Origin of the sequence: Caballeronia sp. ATUFL_F1_KS39 (assembly GCF_023630985.1) — a bacterium.
Classification (GTDB): domain Bacteria; phylum Pseudomonadota; class Gammaproteobacteria; order Burkholderiales; family Burkholderiaceae; genus Caballeronia; species Caballeronia zhejiangensis.
Genome location: NZ_JALQDZ010000005.1, coordinates 71,156 through 88,331 on the forward strand (window position 1 = coordinate 71,156; position 17,176 = coordinate 88,331).

At 61.8% G+C, this 17,176-nt stretch carries 11 protein-coding genes; 10 read left to right on the plus strand and 1 reads right to left on the minus strand.

Going from position 1 to position 17,176, the window contains the following annotated elements; all coding sequences use genetic code 11:
- Positions 1–35 precede the first annotated feature (35 nt).
- Complete coding sequence (locus NCR93_RS05060) at positions 36–5,993, plus strand: alpha-2-macroglobulin family protein (RefSeq protein ID WP_175979911.1); 5,958 nt, start codon at positions 36–38, stop codon at positions 5,991–5,993.
- A gap of 20 nt (positions 5,994–6,013) precedes the next feature.
- Positions 6,014–8,365, plus strand: coding sequence for a penicillin-binding protein 1C (gene pbpC / locus NCR93_RS05065; protein ID WP_175979912.1), 2,352 nt, complete (start codon positions 6,014–6,016; stop codon positions 8,363–8,365).
- A gap of 31 nt (positions 8,366–8,396) precedes the next feature.
- On the opposite strand, the gene NCR93_RS05070 is transcribed toward pbpC, so the two are convergent.
- A complete protein-coding gene (locus NCR93_RS05070) occupies positions 8,397–8,903 on the minus strand; it encodes a DUF2628 domain-containing protein (protein WP_175979913.1) in 507 nt (168 codons plus the stop codon).
- A gap of 456 nt (positions 8,904–9,359) precedes the next feature.
- Here NCR93_RS05070 and NCR93_RS05075 point away from each other — a divergent pair, with 456 nt between their 5' ends.
- The 8 genes from NCR93_RS05075 (at position 9,360) to kdpC (ending at position 16,995) form a co-directional block, all read left to right on the plus strand.
- The gene (locus NCR93_RS05075) at positions 9,360–10,223 is read left to right on the plus strand and encodes a YfaP family protein (protein WP_239294962.1); all 864 of its coding nucleotides are present in this window, start codon (positions 9,360–9,362) and stop codon (positions 10,221–10,223) included.
- Between the two features lie 52 nt (positions 10,224–10,275).
- Complete coding sequence (locus tag NCR93_RS05080) at positions 10,276–11,421, plus strand: polysaccharide deacetylase family protein (protein WP_175979915.1); 1,146 nt, start codon at positions 10,276–10,278, stop codon at positions 11,419–11,421.
- Positions 11,422–11,475: 54 nt separating this feature from the next.
- The gene (locus NCR93_RS05085; protein ID WP_175979916.1) at positions 11,476–12,111 is read left to right on the plus strand and encodes a YidX family protein; all 636 of its coding nucleotides are present in this window, start codon (positions 11,476–11,478) and stop codon (positions 12,109–12,111) included.
- 184 nt (positions 12,112–12,295) lie between these two features.
- Positions 12,296–12,403, plus strand: coding sequence for a potassium ABC transporter ATPase (locus NCR93_RS05090; protein ID WP_193788594.1), 108 nt, complete (start codon positions 12,296–12,298; stop codon positions 12,401–12,403).
- Positions 12,400–12,495: a K(+)-transporting ATPase subunit F gene (kdpF, locus tag NCR93_RS05095; protein WP_008350504.1), complete on the plus strand. Its 96-nt coding sequence runs from the start codon at positions 12,400–12,402 to the stop codon at positions 12,493–12,495. Before NCR93_RS05090 ends, kdpF begins: the two co-directional genes overlap by 4 nt.
- On the plus strand, positions 12,492–14,276 hold the full coding sequence (kdpA, locus tag NCR93_RS05100) for a potassium-transporting ATPase subunit KdpA (RefSeq protein WP_175979917.1): 1,785 nt from the start codon (positions 12,492–12,494) through the stop codon (positions 14,274–14,276). Before kdpF ends, kdpA begins: the two co-directional genes overlap by 4 nt.
- 14 nt (positions 14,277–14,290) lie before the next feature.
- Positions 14,291–16,420, plus strand: a complete 2,130-nt coding sequence (kdpB, locus tag NCR93_RS05105; protein WP_175979918.1) for a potassium-transporting ATPase subunit KdpB — start codon at positions 14,291–14,293, stop codon at positions 16,418–16,420.
- Between the two features lie 5 nt (positions 16,421–16,425).
- Positions 16,426–16,995: a potassium-transporting ATPase subunit KdpC gene (gene kdpC, locus NCR93_RS05110; RefSeq protein WP_008350499.1), complete on the plus strand. Its 570-nt coding sequence runs from the start codon at positions 16,426–16,428 to the stop codon at positions 16,993–16,995.
- The last annotated feature ends 181 nt before the right edge of the window (positions 16,996–17,176 follow it).

Below are 17,176 nucleotides of genomic sequence, written 5' to 3' on the forward strand. Positions count from 1 at the left end.
TCAATGACTCTAAAAATAATCGCATTGAGAAATCGATGAAGTTTCTGCGCACGCTGGTTTTCTCGCCGATCCGTCTGATCGTCTTCGTCTTGCTGTTCATGATGCGACTGGGACGGCGCATCGTCCGCGTCATCGTCGGCGACGTGTCGTGGAGCGCACCGGCGTGGCCTCGTGCCGTGGCCCGCACGGTGCGCCGCTGCCCGTTGCGGGTGGCGGGCGTGCTCGTCCTCGCGCTCGTCGGATGGTACGGCTGGCATTGGCATCAGCACCGGCCGAAGCCCGTCGAACCCGAACGTGTGACCTTCGAAGTCCGGGCGCCAGCAGTGACTTCCTATGCCGATTCCGACGGACGCTCGAAGGTGGATATTCAGCCGCTGGAGTTGAAATTCTCGCGCTCTGCCGCGGCGCTCGACCTCGTCGGCAAAACCGTTGCCGGTGGCGTGAAGATGGAACCTTCGCTCAAAGGCGAATGGCAATGGGCCGACGATCACACGCTCCGCTTCACGCCGGCAATGGATTGGCCGGTGGGAGCGCACGTTCAGGCCGACTTCGATGTGGCCAGGCTTTTCGCTCCGCACGTCATGCTCAAAGATGACCGCTTCGAGTTCGACACCGCTTCATTCATGGCGCAGGTCGTCTCGTCCGCGTTCGAACAGAACCTCCTCGACCCTGCTTCGAAGCAGGCGCGAATTCAGCTTCGCTTCAACTATCCGGTCGATCCCGTCGCGCTCGAGAAGCGCATCGTGCTCGCGCTTCGGGACCGTAGCGGCAAGACGGTGAAGAGCTTGCGCTATTCGGTCACCTATGACGAAGTCAAGCTCAACGCGTGGATACATTCGGAGCCGCTCGAGATCCCTCGGGACCCTCTGACGGTCCAGCTTGAAGTCGACAGCGGCCTGGTGAGCACGCGCGGCGGCAATCAAACCAAGGATGCGTTAAGAGCGTCAGTCGGTGTGCCGGGTCTTTACAGTCTTGGCGTCGTTGGCATCTCTCCCACGCTGGTGGACAACGACCGCTTCGAACCGGAGCAGGTACTGGTCATGCGAACCAGCGGCGATGTCCGCACGCAAGACCTGGCCGCGCACACGAAGGCATGGATGCTCCCCAGGCACAAGCCCGGATCCGGACTGTCCGACGAAGATCCGCCCTACGAATGGCAGGTTGGCGAAGTCGACGATGGGATTCTCAGGAAAGCGCAGCCGCTCGCCCTCGAATCCGTGCCGACCGCGGAAGAGTACGCGTCGATGCAAAGCTTCAGGTACCGCGCGGAGGCGGGCGCTCGGATATACGTGCACATCGATGCGGGCATGAAATCGTCGGGCGGTTATGTCCTTGGCGAACCCATGAAGACGGTGCTGACTGTTCCTGAGTATCCCAAACTCCTTCGCATCATGGCCGATGGATCCTTGCTTTCGATGAGCGGCAGCAAGCGCATCTCGATCGTGTCGCGAAATGTGCGTGGCATGAAGCTGGAGATCGGCCGCGTTGTACCAGAGCAGGTTCAGAGTCTGGTGAGCTTCAATGAAGGCTCGTATTCGCAACCTCGACTGCGTTGGGATTTCGACGAGGATCACATTGTCGAGCGCTTCGAAATGAAGCGGTCTTTTCCGGCCGGCGATCCGGGCAAGGCGCACTACGAAGGCGTCGATTTGAGCCAGTATATGAAGAGCGGCAAGCGGGGGATATTTCTACTGCACCTGTCCGGTTTCGATCCCGATCTCAAAACAAAGCAGGCCGACACCGACGCTGCCGACGACACGCAGAACGCGGACTCGCTCGACGAAGCAAGCAGCGACGGTGACGACGGCGGCGAAGGCCCGCAGGACACGCGCCTGATCGTGGTCACAGATCTCGGCATGCTGGTCAAGCGCGCGCTCGACGGCAGTCAGGACGTGTTCGTGCAGTCAATTCGCACCGGCCGCCCGGTGGCGGGCGCGACGGTATCCGTGCTTGCGATTAACGGCCAGACGCTGTTCACGCAGACGACCACTGCCGACGGCATCGCGCATTTTCCGACCTTCAAGGGCCTCGCGCGCGAAAAGCGTCCGCAGTTGTATCTCGTGCAAAGCGGCGACGACACTTCGTTCCTGCCCGTGTCCGCGAGCGACCGACGCCTCGATTATTCGCGCTTCGATGTCGGCGGCGAGCGCAACGCGCCCAATCAGGGACAACTGTCCGCGCATCTGTTTTCCAATCGCGGCTTGTATCGTCCCGGCGAGTCGATTCAAATGGGAATTATCGTGCGTGCCGCGAACTGGTCGCGCAGCCCGGCGGGCATGCCCTTGCAGGCGGAGATCGTCGATCCACGCGGCATGACGGTGAAACGTCAACCGGTGTCCGTCGACGCCTCCGGCTTCACGGAGCTGAGCTACACGCCCGCGGAATCGGCGCCAACGGGTGTGTGGGGCGTCAATCTCTATATCGTCAAGGACGGCAAGCCGGCCGACGAACCGATCGGCAGCGCGAGCGTGCAGGTCAAGGAATTCATGCCGGACCGCATGAGGGTCGATGCGGGCTTCTCGCAGCAGGCAGCGGAAGGCTGGGTCAAGCCGGACGGTGTCAAGGGCGTCGTGAAGGCGCAGAATTTGTTCGGTACGCCCGCCGCCGGCCGGCGCGTGAGCGCGTCGCTCGTATTGCGCCCGGCATGGCTTGCATTTCGTGGCTGGCAGGATTACCGCTTCGTCGATCCGCGTCGTGCGCAAGAGGGCTACTCGGTAGCGCTCGAGGACGGCATGACCGATGACAGTGGACACGCGGAATTCGACCTCGATCTGAAGAAGTACGCCGATGCGACGTATCAACTGTATTTCGAGGCCAAGGCGTACGAACAGGACGGCGGCCGCGGCGTAACAGCAGGCGCGCGCATGATGGTGTCCAGCAACGACTGGCTCGTGGGTTACAAGTCCGTCGACAATCTCGATTACGTGCAGCGCGGCAGTCCTCGCGCTGTGCGGCTCATCGTCATCGACCCGAATACGAAAGCTATCGCGCTGAATGATTTGCGTGCGCAACTGGTCGAGCTGCGTTACGTCTCCATACTGACGAAGCAGGACTCCGGGGCTTACAAGTACGAATCGCGTCTGAAGGAAGTGCCCGTCGAGGAACGCAAGCTCGCGCTGCCCGTGGCAGGGCTCGACTATCCGCTACGCACCGATCAGCCAGGCAACTACGCGTTGCTGATCCGTCGCGCCGACGGCAGGGAAGTCAATCGTGTGCAGTACTCGGTCGCGGGAGACGCGAACATCACGCGCTCGCTGGACCGAAATGCCGAGTTGCAAGTGAACTTGAGCAAGCACGATTTCAAGCCGGGCGAAAACATCGAGATCGCGATTCGCGCGCCATACGCGGGAAGCGGTCTCATCACGATCGAGCGCGACAAGGTCTATGCACACGTCTGGTTCCATGCGAACACTACGAGCTCGGTTCAGCACATCAAGGTGCCCGCAGGCTTCGAGGGCAACGGCTACATCAACGTGCAGTACATTCGCGATCCGTCTTCCGATGAAATCTTCACCAGTCCACTGAGCTATGGCGTGGCGCCGTTCTCGGTGAACCTCGATGCGCGCCGTTCCAAGATTAACGTTGACGCGCCCGCTCTCGTCAAGCCGGGCGAGAAGATCGACTTCAACATCACGACGAGCGAGCCCGCGAAAGTCGTCGTCTTCGCCGTGGATGAAGGGATCCTGCAGGTCGCGCGTTACAAGCTCGCCGATCCGCTGCAGTTCTTCTTCCGCAAGCGGATGCTTGAAGTCGACACTTCGCAGATCCTCGATCTAATCCTGCCGGACTTCGAAAAGATCATGTCGATGGCCGCGCCCGGCGGCGATGCCGACGATGCTATCGGACGGCAACTCAATCCGTTCAGCCGCAAGCACGAGAAGCCGGTGGCGTACTGGTCCGGCATCGCCGATGTGAACGGCCACGCGCGCCTCTCCTACACCGTGCCCGATTCGTTCAACGGCAAGCTGCGCGTGATGGCGGTGGCGGTATCGCCCGGGCGTGTGGGCGCGTTCGAAGGCGCGGTGACGGTGCGCGGCGATTTCGTGCTTTCGCCGAACACGCCCGCTACGCTTGCGCCCGGCGACGAAGCCGACATCAGCGTGGGCGTCGCAAATAATCTGATCGGAATGGGCGACAAGCCGATGCCCGTGTCGGTGAGCGTCAGGAGCGGCCCGCAATTGCAGGTGGTCGGCGCGGTGACGCAAAACATCATGCTCGCGCCGATGCATGAAAGCGTGGTGACGTTTCGCATCAAGGCCACGCAGACGCCCGGGCCGGGCGAATTGAACTTCGACATACGTCACGGCGGGAAATCGGCGCGCAAGCGTGTCGAGGTCACGGTGCGTCCTGCGGCGGCGTACCGCACGCAGTTGAACGCCGGGCGCGTCGATGCAGGCGCAAAGGCCAGCGTGCGAGACCTGCGTCAAATGTACGATGCTCACGCGACCCGCGAGGCTAGCGTCTCGACCGCGCCGCGCGTGTTCGCGGCGGGACTTGGGACGTATCTCGAGTACGCCGATCACGACTCCAGCGAGCAGATGCTGAGCGCGCTGGTGCCGCGAATATTGGCGAACGACCTGCTTGCGAGCGCGGCGCCCGATGCCGCGCGGACGCCCGTCGCGAAAGCAGACGTGAACGCCCAGTTCTTCGATCGCCTGCGAGCGCGTCAGAATGCGCAAGGTGGTTTCGGCCTGTGGACGGCGACGCCCGACGCGGAGCCTTTCGTTTCCGCCTATGCGATGCACGTACTGATCGATGCACGCGAACGCGGCGTAATCGTGCCGCTCGACATGATGGAAGCGGGCAACCGCTACTTGCAGCAACTCGCGTCGAACGAGCGGCTCGGTTCGCTCGATCTCTTGCGCCAGCGCGCCTATGCGGTGTATCTGCTCACCCGACAGGGCAATGTGACGACCAACCATCTTGCCGGCGTGCAAAAGCGGCTGCAGGAGGCCTATCCGAAAGAGTGGAAGGACGATCTCGCAGCGGCGTGGCTGGCGGCGTCGTATCAATTGATGCGGCAGGACAAGGACGCCGCGCAACTGATCTCTGCGCCGCAGGCCACGTTGGAGCGCAAGCCGTCGCGCAATGAAGCATACAGTGAGGGGTATTTCATGGATCCCCTTACTCGCGATGCCAGCGTGCTCTATCTCCTGGCGAAGCATTTCCCGGAGCGCGCACGCAAACTGCTTCCGCGCGTAATTGAAAATCTGTCCGCACCGCTCGAACTGGGGCGATACGACACGCTGTCAGCCGCGATGACCATTCTCGCGCTCGATGCCTACGCGCAGGCAGGGGTAAGCGGACTCGACAAGCTGGCGATCATCGCATGGCGTGCGAACGCGATGCCGAAGGACATTTCAACGGTTGGGGGAGATAGTCGTCGTGTGGCTAAGTGGGACAGCGCAGTCACGCGCATTGAGATCGTCAATGGAAGCGCATTGCCCGCCTGGTGGACGACCGTGCAGTCCGGGTACGACCGCAACGCGACTGGAAAAGCGGTGAGTAAAGGCATTGAAATCGCTCGTGAATACACCGCCACGAATGGCCGACCCCTTGACACGATTACCGTGGGCGATGAAATCGACGTCCATCTCAAGTTGCGTGCGATAGATGCGGACGACGTGAGCAATATCGCAATCGTCGATCTCTTGCCGGGCGGATTCGATCCGGTGGAAACGCCACCCGTGATCGATGCCGATGCGAGTGATGATGATCGCGCCGGCAGCAGCTTCGGCGGCGATGAACAATGGCGTCCGCGCATCGGTCAGCCGGGTTCGACGTTCCAGCCTGTGCATGCGGAGGTGCGTGAAGATCGCGTTGTCCTGTACGGCACGGCGAGCAGCAACGTCAAGGAGTTCGTCTACCGCATTCGTGCGACCAACTCAGGCCGTTTCGCCGTGCCGCCGGCGTTCGCTGAATCGCTATACGACCGTCGCATTCAGGCGCAATCGGCCGGCGGCGCGACGCTCGACGTAGCGCGCGCAAGATAAGCGCGTGTGGATAGCCGCCTATGTTCGAAAAACGTCGCTGGCATCACTGGCTCGCGGGTGTGCTTTTCGCGGTCGCCATGCTCGCAGGCATCCGACTGTGGCCGCATCCGGCGCTTGCCGACTGGAAGCCGACGTCCACAGCCGTGTATGACGATCACGGCCGGCTTTTGCGGCTCACGCTCGCGAAGGACGACCGTTATCGCCTGTGGACGCCGCTGGAGCGCGTGTCGCCCCAGTTGGTCGATGCCGTCCTGCTGCATGAAGACCGTTGGTTTCGCTGGCATCCCGGTTTCAGCCCGTACGGACTTCTGCGCGGCGCGTGGGTCACTTACGTAGGTGGCGGCCATCCCCAGGGAGGATCGACCATCACGATGCAGCTCGCGCGCTCGCTGTGGCGGATCAATACGCGCACTCCGTGGGGCAAGGTTCGGCAAGTCGCGCGCGCATTGCAACTCGAGCTTTGCTATTCGAAACGGCAAATCCTCGAAGCCTATCTGAACGACGTTCCTTACGGACGCAACGTGGAAGGCGCCGCGGCCGCGAGCCTGATTTATTTCGACAAGACAGCCGAGCGTCTGACGCTGCCCGAAGCGTTGACGCTGGCGGTGATTCCGCAGGACCCGGCGCGGCGCGTGCGCGCGGGGCATACGCAGATCGCACCGCCGTTGATGTCGGCACGCAATCGGTTGTACGAGCGCTGGCTTTCACGCCATCCTGGGGACGCCGCGCAGCGGGCGCTGTTTGCGCTGCCGCTTTCGCTGCGTCCGCTGTCGAGCTTGCCTTTCGAAGCGCCGCATGCTGTCGATCAGGCGCTCGCCGAGCGCAGTGCGTGGAGCATTGGCGACGACGGCGACGCAGCGAGACTCGACACGACCGTCGATCTCGACATGCAACACACGGTGGAACGACAGATCGGCCGATACGTTCTGCGCTTCGGTTCGCACGGCGTGCGCAATGCCGCCGCAATCCTCGTCGATACACGCGACATGAGCGTGAAGGCCTTGGCCGGCTCGGCGAATTTCGCGGATCGATCGATCCACGGTCAAGTGAACGGTACGTCGGCTCTACGCTCGCCGGGGTCGACGCTCAAGCCGTTCATCTACGCGCTCGGTTTCGATCAGGGCGTTCTGCACCCGCAGACCGTATTGCGCGATGTGCCGACTTCGTTCGGTCCCTATGCGCCGGAGAATTTCGATGGCGGTTTCCTCGGGCCGATTACGGCAAGCGATGCACTGAATCGCAGCCGCAACGTGCCTGCCGTGTGGATCGCAGCGCAGTTGAAAGATCCTGATCTGTACGAGTTCCTGCAGTCGGCAGGCGTGCGACGCATGGCGAGCGCTCAGCACTATGGCCTGTCGCTCGTGCTGGGAGGGGGGGAAGTGACGATGCAGGATCTGGCAAGTCTCTATGCGGCGCTCGCAAATGGCGGACTCCATGAACCGCTGCGCCTGCGCACAACTCGGCCCCGCGCGATGCCCAAGCGCCTTTTGAGCGAGCAAGCCAGCTTCATGACCATGGATATTCTTCGGCAACATCCGCGACCCGACGACACGAGTGGGGCCGCGTCGTCGGGGGTGCCGGTGTACTGGAAAACAGGCACGTCCTGGTCATTTCGCGATGCCTGGACCGCAGGCATCTTCGGACCGTATGTACTCGTCGTGTGGGTCGGCAATTTCGACAATTCGAGCAATGCCGCTTTCATTGGCGTCGACGCAGCGGCGCCGCTTTTCTTTCAGGTCGTCGATGCAATGCAGGCGGAGTTTCCCATTGCGAAGGCCGAGCGGCGAGCACCCGCGAATCTCAAACGCGTGCGCGTCTGTCTTGCGAGCGGTGACCTTCCGAACGAGTGGTGCCCGCAGCAGGGATGGACCTGGTTTATCCCGGGCAAATCGCCGATCCGTGTAAGCACCGTTCATCGTCGCATCGTGATAGATGATGCAACTGGACAACCTGCCTGCCCGCCGTACGCAGACAAGCGCACGCACACGGAAGTGTACGAGTTCTGGCCCTCCGACTTGCAGAAGGTGTTTGCTAGCGCAGGGATGCCGCGACGCAGCGTCCCTTCGAATCCGGCATGCCGCGACAGCGGCCTGATGCTGGACGATGCGCCGAAAATGCTGTCGCCGTCGCGCGCTACCACGTATGCGCTTCGACTCCATCATGGGGAATCGGGGCGCATCGCCTTCACCGCAACGGCGGCCGCCAGCGTGCACACCTTGTACTGGTTCGTGGACGATGCGTTCATCGGTAGCGCTGCGGCGCGCGAGACACTCTTCTGGCAACCGTCCGTGGCAGGCGAATATACGGTGCGTGTGGTCGACGATCAAGGGCGCAGCGATGCGCGTCCTTTGAGAGTGGCGTTGACCGAGTGAAGCAAGACTCCGCTCGAGCCTTGCCGCGCGATCAGCCGAAGAGGGCAATGCCCAGAACCACGATCATCAGAAGCGCGAGCATCCATGCCGCCGCGGCGTTCGTGCCGCCTTTGCGGCACAGCTCGTATTCCAGCGCGCTGCCGGATGAACCCTGGTTGCGAAGTTTGCCGATGCTCCTTAGCACATGTTCCCGGTAGAGAAGATTGCCGGAGAGTCCCAGCGCGAACGAAATCGCGTACGACACAAAGCCGCCAGCCCCATCTCCCAGCGAACCGACGGCGAACCGAAGCAGGACAGCAGCCGCGAACAACGCTCCAGCTTGCCAGTACATCTTTCGATAGACGAGCCAAATTGGACCGATCACGAACGCGGCCTTCCATGTACACCTTGGCTGCCCGCGTTTGTTCAGAAAGGACCATTTGTACGCGTAGTACTTCGCGTTCTTTCCGACGAAGAGAGCGACGTCCAGTTCGAGCGTGGGCGACTGTATGTCGGTGTTGATTTGAGGCACGTCTAGTTGATGTTCGGTTGGTTCCATGATGCTTGCCTCGAGTGTGCGGTCCTTTCGTATGTCCGGTCGCGAGCATTGCAGCATGCTGCGCTGTTGTCCACGGTGCCGTCTGGCTTTTGCGGAAATTTGAAGAAATTGCGCATCGGCTGCTAGATCGAGCGAATCGGCGATTGCTATGCTTTCATGATTCGGTATCCGAATAAGTAACGATGCGATGAATCGCTTCATCCATCGTAATGAAGCAAAAGCAATGTCCAACATCAATCAACCGTCTACTCCTAAAAGATATCCGGCGCGACTGTCATTCTTCAAAAGGACGGCGCCCAGTCGGTTCGTATCCAGAGTGATGCACAAGGCGCTGCCCAGATTCCAGCCGATATGGCGAGTGACAGTAAGGTGCTTCTGATCATCAAGAAGGCTGGTTATTCCGACCTGGTCGCCAAGTGCCCATGCGCTGGACTGTCTTATGCGCTGAGTCCGGTGATGAAGAATCTGGATGGCATGCGCGTCGTGCTTACATGGGGACAGCGCCCGCGCGATCTCGATCTTCACGTGTCCTATCCGCAGAATCACGTCTACTTTCAACACCAAGCCGGGGACGACGCCAATCTGGATGTCGACCACACGGATCGCTACGGTCCGGAAACCATTACGCTCGATCACAAGCGTTCCGGCCAGACCTACGTCTTCGCCGTGCACGATTTCAGCAACGAGAGCAACCCCGCGTCGTCGGAGCTTGCGAACAGCGAGGCAAGGGTGTTCGTGTATGTCGGCCAGTCGCTGGTTCGAACGTTCAGCGTGCCGCGTCAGGCGGGCAAGCTGTGGACCGTGTTCCGCGTCAACGGCGAGGGCGAGATTCAGGACATCAACACCATGCGTGGCGTGACGGTCAGAGCGAGCGAGGTGCTCGGCACCATCGACAACTACAACGACGAGCAGTTGAGAATCGTGCCGGCCAATCAGGACTATGTCGACGCGGCCCGCGCGAGCCTGATCAACAAGGACGGCGAGCGTGCCTATCACGCAGGCAACTTCGACGACGCTATCTGGCTGGACCGCGAGGCGATCAGCTTCAATCCGGAATTCGGCCAGGCGTACAGCAATCTCGGGCTCGCCTTCCAGAAGGCCGGACGTGCTGCCGAAGCCATCTGGGCCAATCGCAAGGCGATCGCGCTCGCGAATGGAGCGACGGCCGCGACGGTCCGCGCCAGTTCGTACTACAACATCGGCCGCATCTATGAGGACGCCGGCCAGTTCACCGACGCATCGAGCAACTACCGCGCAGCGCGACGCGAAAAGTCGAATCCGGTCTACGACGCCGCCATTACCCGCGTCAGCAATCGCTAAATCCGTTCAATCCAGGCCCCGGCATCGCGCCGGGGCCCGCATCGCTCATCACATGTACAAGAAAACTCTCGCGGCGATGCTCATGGCATTCGCCGCGATGTCGTCGCACGCGGCAGGTCCGGTTTCGGTCGCCATCGGCGATCGCGGGACGTGGCCGATATCCATCGATAGTACGGAGAACTTCGATCTCGCTTCGCGTGCCGAACTTCTCGCATTCGGCAAAGCGCTGGCCGATAGCGAACGACTGTCAGACGCCGAGTTGCAGAGCCGGCTGAAGGTGAAATCGTTCGATCGGGCATCGGTCGATCGTATTCGGGGCCGTTATTGGAAGCGTCTGACCGGAAACTATCTGAACGCTTCGGCGAATTGCACGCCGAGTGCTCCGTTTTGCGTAAAGGTGCATGGCGAGGCTGACTTCGTGAACGCGGCCAAAGCCTTCGCAGTCCCGGCGGATAGTCCGTATCGCGCGTGGTCATCGCAGGCGCGGACGTTTCACAACACGTATCTCGACGAACTGCTGAGACTGGCCGCGCTCTTTCGGAAGGTCAGCAGTGAGATCGACACGTATTCGTCGCGCGAGATCGACGGCAACGAGTTCGCCGACCGCACCTTCCTGCTCACCTTCGACGATGGCCCGACCACCGCCGGCGGCACAACCGACGCGTTGCTGCGGACGTTGCGAGACGCTCGCTTGAATGGCGTGTTCTTCACGCTCGGGACGCGGTTGCAAGCGCGCTTGCAGCAGGCGGGTGCGTCGTCGATGGCGTATGCCTATCGCGGCATGTGCGTCGGCGCGCATGGCTGGGAGCATCGTTCGCACGCAACCTGGCCGTCGTGGGAAGAGTCGGTGGCGCGGAGCATCGGGCTGGCGCAGGCGAATCTGCCGGACAGTTTCGTTCCGCTCTTCAGGCCGCCCTATGGTCAACGCCGAGCGGACAGCGGCGACTTCTTCGCATCGCAAGGCCTGCGTGTGGCGCTCTGGAATATCGATTCGCAAGACTGGAACGAGAAGGTGAGCGCGGATGAAGTCAAACAGCGCGTGCTCACGCTCATGCTGCTGTGGCGACGCGGGATCATTCTCTTCCACGATATTCATCCGAAGGCGCAGGTTGCGGTGCCCTGGTTGCATGACCGGTTGACGGCATCGGGTGTGCAGTGGATGGATTGCAAGAGGTTGGTCGCGACGAACGCCGATTGATCGCGCTGATTGTTTGAACCAACGACAGGCGGCGATGCGGTCAAAGGACGTCAAATGAAAAGAAGAAAGTTTATTGCCCTCACGGTATCGATGCCTTTCGCTCTCAGCGGGTGCCTGACATCCGGATTGAACGAGGAAGCAAAGTCGCCCGATTACTACAGGTACGCGGAAACGATAAGCAGTGTGCTTATCTCGGCAGACCAGAAGACGCTAGTGTTTCTTGGTAAGAATTATCACTATATTTTCGATGCGCCGGATCACTTCGTGGATGTCCTTCAGTCACCCTTTCACGCCGGAATGACCGCAGATGTCAATCAGTTCTACGTAGACGGAGACAGCAATGTCAGCGGTTCCTTCGTCTTGAATCTCGACAAGGCGGCGAGCTTCAGCGAAGAGCAGAAGGAGGAACTGGGAAATCTTGGAATCGATCCGCAACGCCGGTCTCTCTCGTTCAGGCTTAGCGGGCGGCGATATGACGCGAAAGGTTTCGACCGGTCGAAGGTCAATCCCATGCTGCTGAACCAGTCTTATGAAGTCTCCGTCAGGGAGCAGCATTACTCCAATGCGAAGAAAGTCATCCTGCTGGCGACGCCCTTGACCGTGGCGGCAGATGGCGCGCTGATGATCCTCGCCATTCCATTGTTGCCTGTGCTCTATGTGGTCTTTATGCGGAACTTTCGTGTGATGTGACGCCCGGTTGATCAGATCGACTCGGGCTCACTCACGCAAGGCACGAAGCATTAGCGCCCGCCTATCCAAGGCGGGCGTTTTTTTACACCATTTTTACACCCCGCCTCCCACTCTTTTCCCGCCCTTTACGTCCATTTTCTTAATCTCCACCTTGTCCTGAACCGCACAAGTGGAGAACACCAAAATGGACCTGATTTACCTCGCCGGCATCGTCCTGTTCTGGGGACTTTGCGTGGCGCTCACGCGCGGCTGCGAGCGACTCGGCCGCCGCGCGACGGGAGGGCGTCCATGAGCGCCTGGATGCTGTGGCTCGCGGCGGCTTCCACGCTGCTGCTCTTCGTGTATCTCGTGTACGCGCTTCTGCGTGCGGAGGATCTCGAATGAACGCCAACACCTTCATGCAGACGGCGCTCTTCATCGTCGTGCTGATTGCGCTGGCCATTCCGCTCGGCCGCTATATCTCGAACGTGCTCGACGGATCGTCCGTTATCGTGCGCAAGATCGGACGCCCGATCGAATCGATGCTCTATCGCATCGCCGGCGTCGATCCCGAATCCGAGATGTCATGGAAGCATTACGCGCTCGCCGTGATGCTCTTCAACGTGCTCGGCGCGCTCGTGCTGTATGCGCTGCTGCGCCTGCAGGGCACGCTGCCCGCCAATCCGCAAGGCATGGCCGGCATGACGCCCGATGCCGCATTCAACACCGCCATCAGCTTCGTGACCAACACGAACTGGCAGGACTACGGCGGCGAAAGCACGCTCGGCTATCTCGCGCAGATGCTCGGCCTGACCGTGCAGAACTTTCTCTCGGCGGCGACGGGCATCGCGGTCGTCATCGCGCTGATTCGCGGCTTCAAGCGGCATAGCGCTCAGACCATCGGCAACTTCTGGGTCGACCTCACGCGCACGACGCTCTACATCCTTGCGCCGCTTGCCGTCGTGTTCGCGCTCGTCTTCGTGAGCCAGGGCGCGATCCAGAATTTCAAGGCGTATCAGGACGTATCGACGCTGCAGGTCACCACATATCAGACGCAATCCACCGACGCACAAGGCAAGCCCGTCACGCAGACGCTCAAGGCCGAGAAACAGACGCTGCCGATGGGGCCGGTCGCCTCGCAGGAAGCGATCAAGATGCTCGGCACGAATGGCGGCGGTTTCTTCAACGCGAACTCCGCGCATCCGTACGAGAACCCGACGCCGTTCTCGAACTTCATGCAGATGCTCGCGATGCTGATCATCCCGGCTGCGCTGTGCGTCGTGTTCGGGCGCACGGTCGGCGACAGGCGTCAGGGCTATGCCGTGCTCGCGGCGATGACCATCGCGTTCGCCGTCGCGTGCTGGGGCGAGATTGCATCGGAGCAGGCCGGCAATCCGCTTTACGCGTCGCTCAAGGTCGATACGCAAGCGTCCACGCTACAGGCCGGCGGCAACATGGAAGGCAAGGAAACGCGCCTTGGCATCGCGCAATCGGGCATCTTCACGGTCGCGACGACCGCCGCATCGTGCGGCGCGGTCTCCAGCATGCACGATTCGCTGACGCCGCTCGGCGGCCTCGTGCCGATGCTGCTGATCCAGCTCGGCGAAGTGATCTTCGGCGGCGTCGGTTCCGGTCTCTACGGCATGCTCGCGTTCGCGTTGCTCGCGGTGTTCGTCGCGGGTCTGATGATCGGCCGCACGCCCGAGTATGTCGGCAAGAAGATCGAGTCGTTCGAGATGAAGATGGTCTCCATCGTCATTCTGCTTACGCCGCTGCTGGTGCTTCTCGGCACGTCGATCGCCGTGCTGAGCGCGGCGGGCACGGCGGGCATCGCGAATCCGGGCGCGCACGGCTTCTCCGAAGTGCTTTACGCGTTCAGCTCCGCCGCCAACAACAACGGCAGCGCGTTCGCGGGCCTTTCGGTGAACACGCCGTTCTATAACTCGATGCTCGCCATCGCGATGTGGTTCGGCCGCTTCGGTTCGCTCATTCCGATCCTCGCCATCGCTGGCTCGCTCGCCGCGAAGAAGCGTCTCGCCGTGACAGCGGGCACCTTGCCGACCCACGGACCGCTCTTCGTCGTGCTCCTGCTCGGCACGCTCCTTCTGGTCGGCGCGCTCACGTATGTGCCGGCGCTCGCGCTCGGGCCCATCGTCGAGCACGTCACGATGATCGCAAGCCATTGATTTCCGAGGACAGCATGAATCAAGAGAATCAAACGCCGCTGCATCGCCCGGAGAATCTCGGGCAGGCGCGCACAGCGGCACGTTCGATGTTCGATCCGGCGCTCGTGAAGCCGGCGATCGTCGATTCGTTCAGGAAGCTCGCGCCGCGCACGCAGTTGCGCAATCCGGTGATGTTCTGCGTCTACGTCGGCAGCATTCTGACGACGGTGCTCTGGCTCGCCGCGCTCGCCGGCCAGGCGGAAGCGCCCGCGGGCTTCATCCTCGCGATCGCGCTGTGGCTGTGGTTCACGGTGCTCTTCGCGAACTTCGCCGAAGCGCTCGCGGAAGGGCGCTCGAAGGCGCAGGCGGCATCGCTGCGCCAGGCGAAGCACAACGTGATGGCGAAGAAGCTCAACGAGCCGCATCCGAAATCGCCGATCCGCATCACGACGTCCACGGAATTGCGCCGCGACGATGTCGTGCTCGTCGAAGGGGGCGACGTGATTCCCGCCGACGGCGACGTGATCGAAGGCGTCGCGTCGGTCGACGAATCCGCGATCACGGGCGAATCCGCGCCGGTGATCCGCGAGTCGGGCGGCGATTTCTCGTCGGTGACGGGCGGCACGCGCGTGCTCTCCGACTGGATCGTCGTGCGCGTATCGGTGAATCCGGGCGAGGCGTTTCTCGACCGCATGATCGCGATGGTCGAAGGCGCGAAGCGTCAGAAGACGCCGAACGAAATTGCGCTGACGATTTTGCTCGTCGCGCTGACGCTCGTGCTGCTCTTCGCGACCGCGACGCTGCTGCCGTTCTCGATGTTCTCCGTCGAGGCGGCGAAGCAGGGCCACGTCGTCACGATCACCGCGCTCGTCGCGCTGCTCGTGTGCCTGATTCCGACGACGATCGGCGGGCTGCTGTCCGCGATCGGCGTCGCGGGCATGAGCCGCATGATGCAGGCGAACGTGATCGCGACGTCGGGCCGCGCGGTCGAAGCGGCCGGCGACGTCGACGTGCTGCTGCTCGACAAGACCGGCACGATCACGCTCGGCAATCGCCAGGCGTCGACGTTCGTGGCGGCGCCCGGCGTGGCCGAGCGCGATCTCGCGGACGCGGCGCAACTCGCATCGCTCGCCGATGAAACGCCGGAAGGCCGCAGCATCGTCGTGCTGGCGAAGCAGCGCTTCAATATCCGCGAGCGCGACATGGCGACGTTGCACGCGACCTTTCTCGCGTTCAGCGCGCAGACGCGCATGAGCGGCGTGGATCTGCCGAATCGCGAGATCCGCAAGGGTTCCGCCGATGCGTTGAAGCGTTACGTCGAAGAACGCGGCGGACGGTTTCCGCAGGAAGTGCAGCATGCCGTCGATGAAGTCGCGCGGCGCGGCAGCACGCCGCTCGTGGTGGCCGAGCGCGTGAACGATACGACGCGCGCGCTGGGCGTGATCGAGCTGAAGGACATCGTGAAGGGCGGCATCAAGGAGCGCTTCGCGGAGCTGCGCAAGATGGGCATCAAGACGGTGATGGTGACGGGCGACAACCGGCTGACGGCTGCTGCCATCGCGGCGGAAGCGGGCGTCGACGACTTTCTCGCCGAAGCGACGCCGGAAGCGAAGCTGGCGACGATCCGCGCGCATCAGTCCGAGGGGCGTCTCGTCGCGATGACGGGCGACGGCACCAACGATGCGCCCGCGCTCGCGCAGGCCGACGTCGCGGTGGCGATGAACACGGGCACGCAGGCCGCGAAGGAAGCGGGCAACATGGTCGATCTCGATTCGAACCCGACGAAGCTCATCGAGATCGTGGAGATTGGCAAGCAGATGCTGATGACGCGCGGCTCGCTGACGACGTTTTCCATCGCCAACGACGTCGCCAAGTACTTCGCGATCATCCCGGCCGCGTTTGCGACGACGTATCCGCAGTTGCGCGTGCTGGACGTGATGCATCTGGCGTCGCCATCGTCGGCGATTCTGTCGGCGGTGATCTTCAATGCGCTCATCATCGTGTTTCTGATTCCGCTCGCGTTGAAGGGCGTGAAGTATCGCGCTTTGGGCGCCGCGTCGTTGTTGCGACGGAACCTGCTGATTTACGGGCTGGGCGGCATCGTGTTGCCGTTTCCGTTCATCAAGCTCATCGATATGGTCATTACCGCTCTTGGCTGGAGTTGAACATCATGAAGAATCTGTTGCGTCCCATGCTGGTGTTGTTCGTCGCGTTGACTGTCGTGACGGGCGTGGTGTATCCGGCGGTCGTCACCGCGATCGGACAGGCGGCGTTTTCGCATCAGGCGAATGGGAGTTTGATCGAGCGCGATGGGCGTCTCATGGGCTCGGAGATCATCGGGCAGCAGTTCGATGCGCCTCGGTATTTCTGGGGGCGTTTGTCGGCTACTGCGCCGAATCCTTATAACGCGGGGAGTTCTAGTGGCTCCAATTTCGGGCCGACCAATCCGGCGCTCGCCGATGAGATCAAAGCGCGCATTGCCGCCTTGCACGATGCCGATCCGGGGAATGAGGCGGCTGTTCCCGTCGATCTGGTGACTTCGTCCGGGAGCGGGCTCGATCCGGAAATCAGTCCGGCGGCTGCGGCGTATCAGGTTTCGCGGGTCGCGAAGGCGCGGGGGATGTCGGTGGCTCGCGTTGAAGCGCTTGTCGCTCAAGCTACTAGCGGGAGGCAGTTTGGAGTGCTCGGAGAGCCTCGGGTGAATGTGCTTAAATTGAATCTTGCGTTGGATGGGGAGTAGTTGGGGGCGCTTGGCTTGGTTTCGCCGGATCCCGTTTTGCTCTCGGTTTATTTGCACTGCCCCTGTGCGGGGCGGCAGTCACTTTCTTTGCTGCTGCAAAGAAAGTAACCAAAGAAAGCAGCTCGTCACCGCCCGCGGTCACACGCAATTTGGGTAGTTCTCTCGTCCAAGGTGGCACTCG

Excerpts from the sequence above, each read along its gene's own strand:
- NCR93_RS05060 (WP_175979911.1), top strand. The coding sequence starts at position 36 with ATGAAGTTTCTGCGCACGCTGGTTTTCTCGCCGATCCGTCTGATCGTC.
- pbpC (WP_175979912.1), top strand. The coding sequence starts at position 6,014 with ATGTTCGAAAAACGTCGCTGGCATCACTGGCTCGCGGGTGTGCTTTTC.
- NCR93_RS05070 (WP_175979913.1), bottom strand. The coding sequence starts at position 8,903 with ATGGAACCAACCGAACATCAACTAGACGTGCCTCAAATCAACACCGAC.
- NCR93_RS05075 (WP_239294962.1), top strand. The coding sequence starts at position 9,360 with ATGAAGAATCTGGATGGCATGCGCGTCGTGCTTACATGGGGACAGCGC.
- NCR93_RS05080 (WP_175979915.1), top strand. The coding sequence starts at position 10,276 with ATGTACAAGAAAACTCTCGCGGCGATGCTCATGGCATTCGCCGCGATG.
- NCR93_RS05085 (WP_175979916.1), top strand. The coding sequence starts at position 11,476 with ATGAAAAGAAGAAAGTTTATTGCCCTCACGGTATCGATGCCTTTCGCT.
- NCR93_RS05090 (WP_193788594.1), top strand. The coding sequence starts at position 12,296 with ATGGACCTGATTTACCTCGCCGGCATCGTCCTGTTCTGGGGACTTTGC.
- kdpF (WP_008350504.1), top strand. The coding sequence starts at position 12,400 with ATGAGCGCCTGGATGCTGTGGCTCGCGGCGGCTTCCACGCTGCTGCTC.
- kdpA (WP_175979917.1), top strand. The coding sequence starts at position 12,492 with ATGAACGCCAACACCTTCATGCAGACGGCGCTCTTCATCGTCGTGCTG.
- kdpB (WP_175979918.1), top strand. The coding sequence starts at position 14,291 with ATGAATCAAGAGAATCAAACGCCGCTGCATCGCCCGGAGAATCTCGGG.
- kdpC (WP_008350499.1), top strand. The coding sequence starts at position 16,426 with ATGAAGAATCTGTTGCGTCCCATGCTGGTGTTGTTCGTCGCGTTGACT.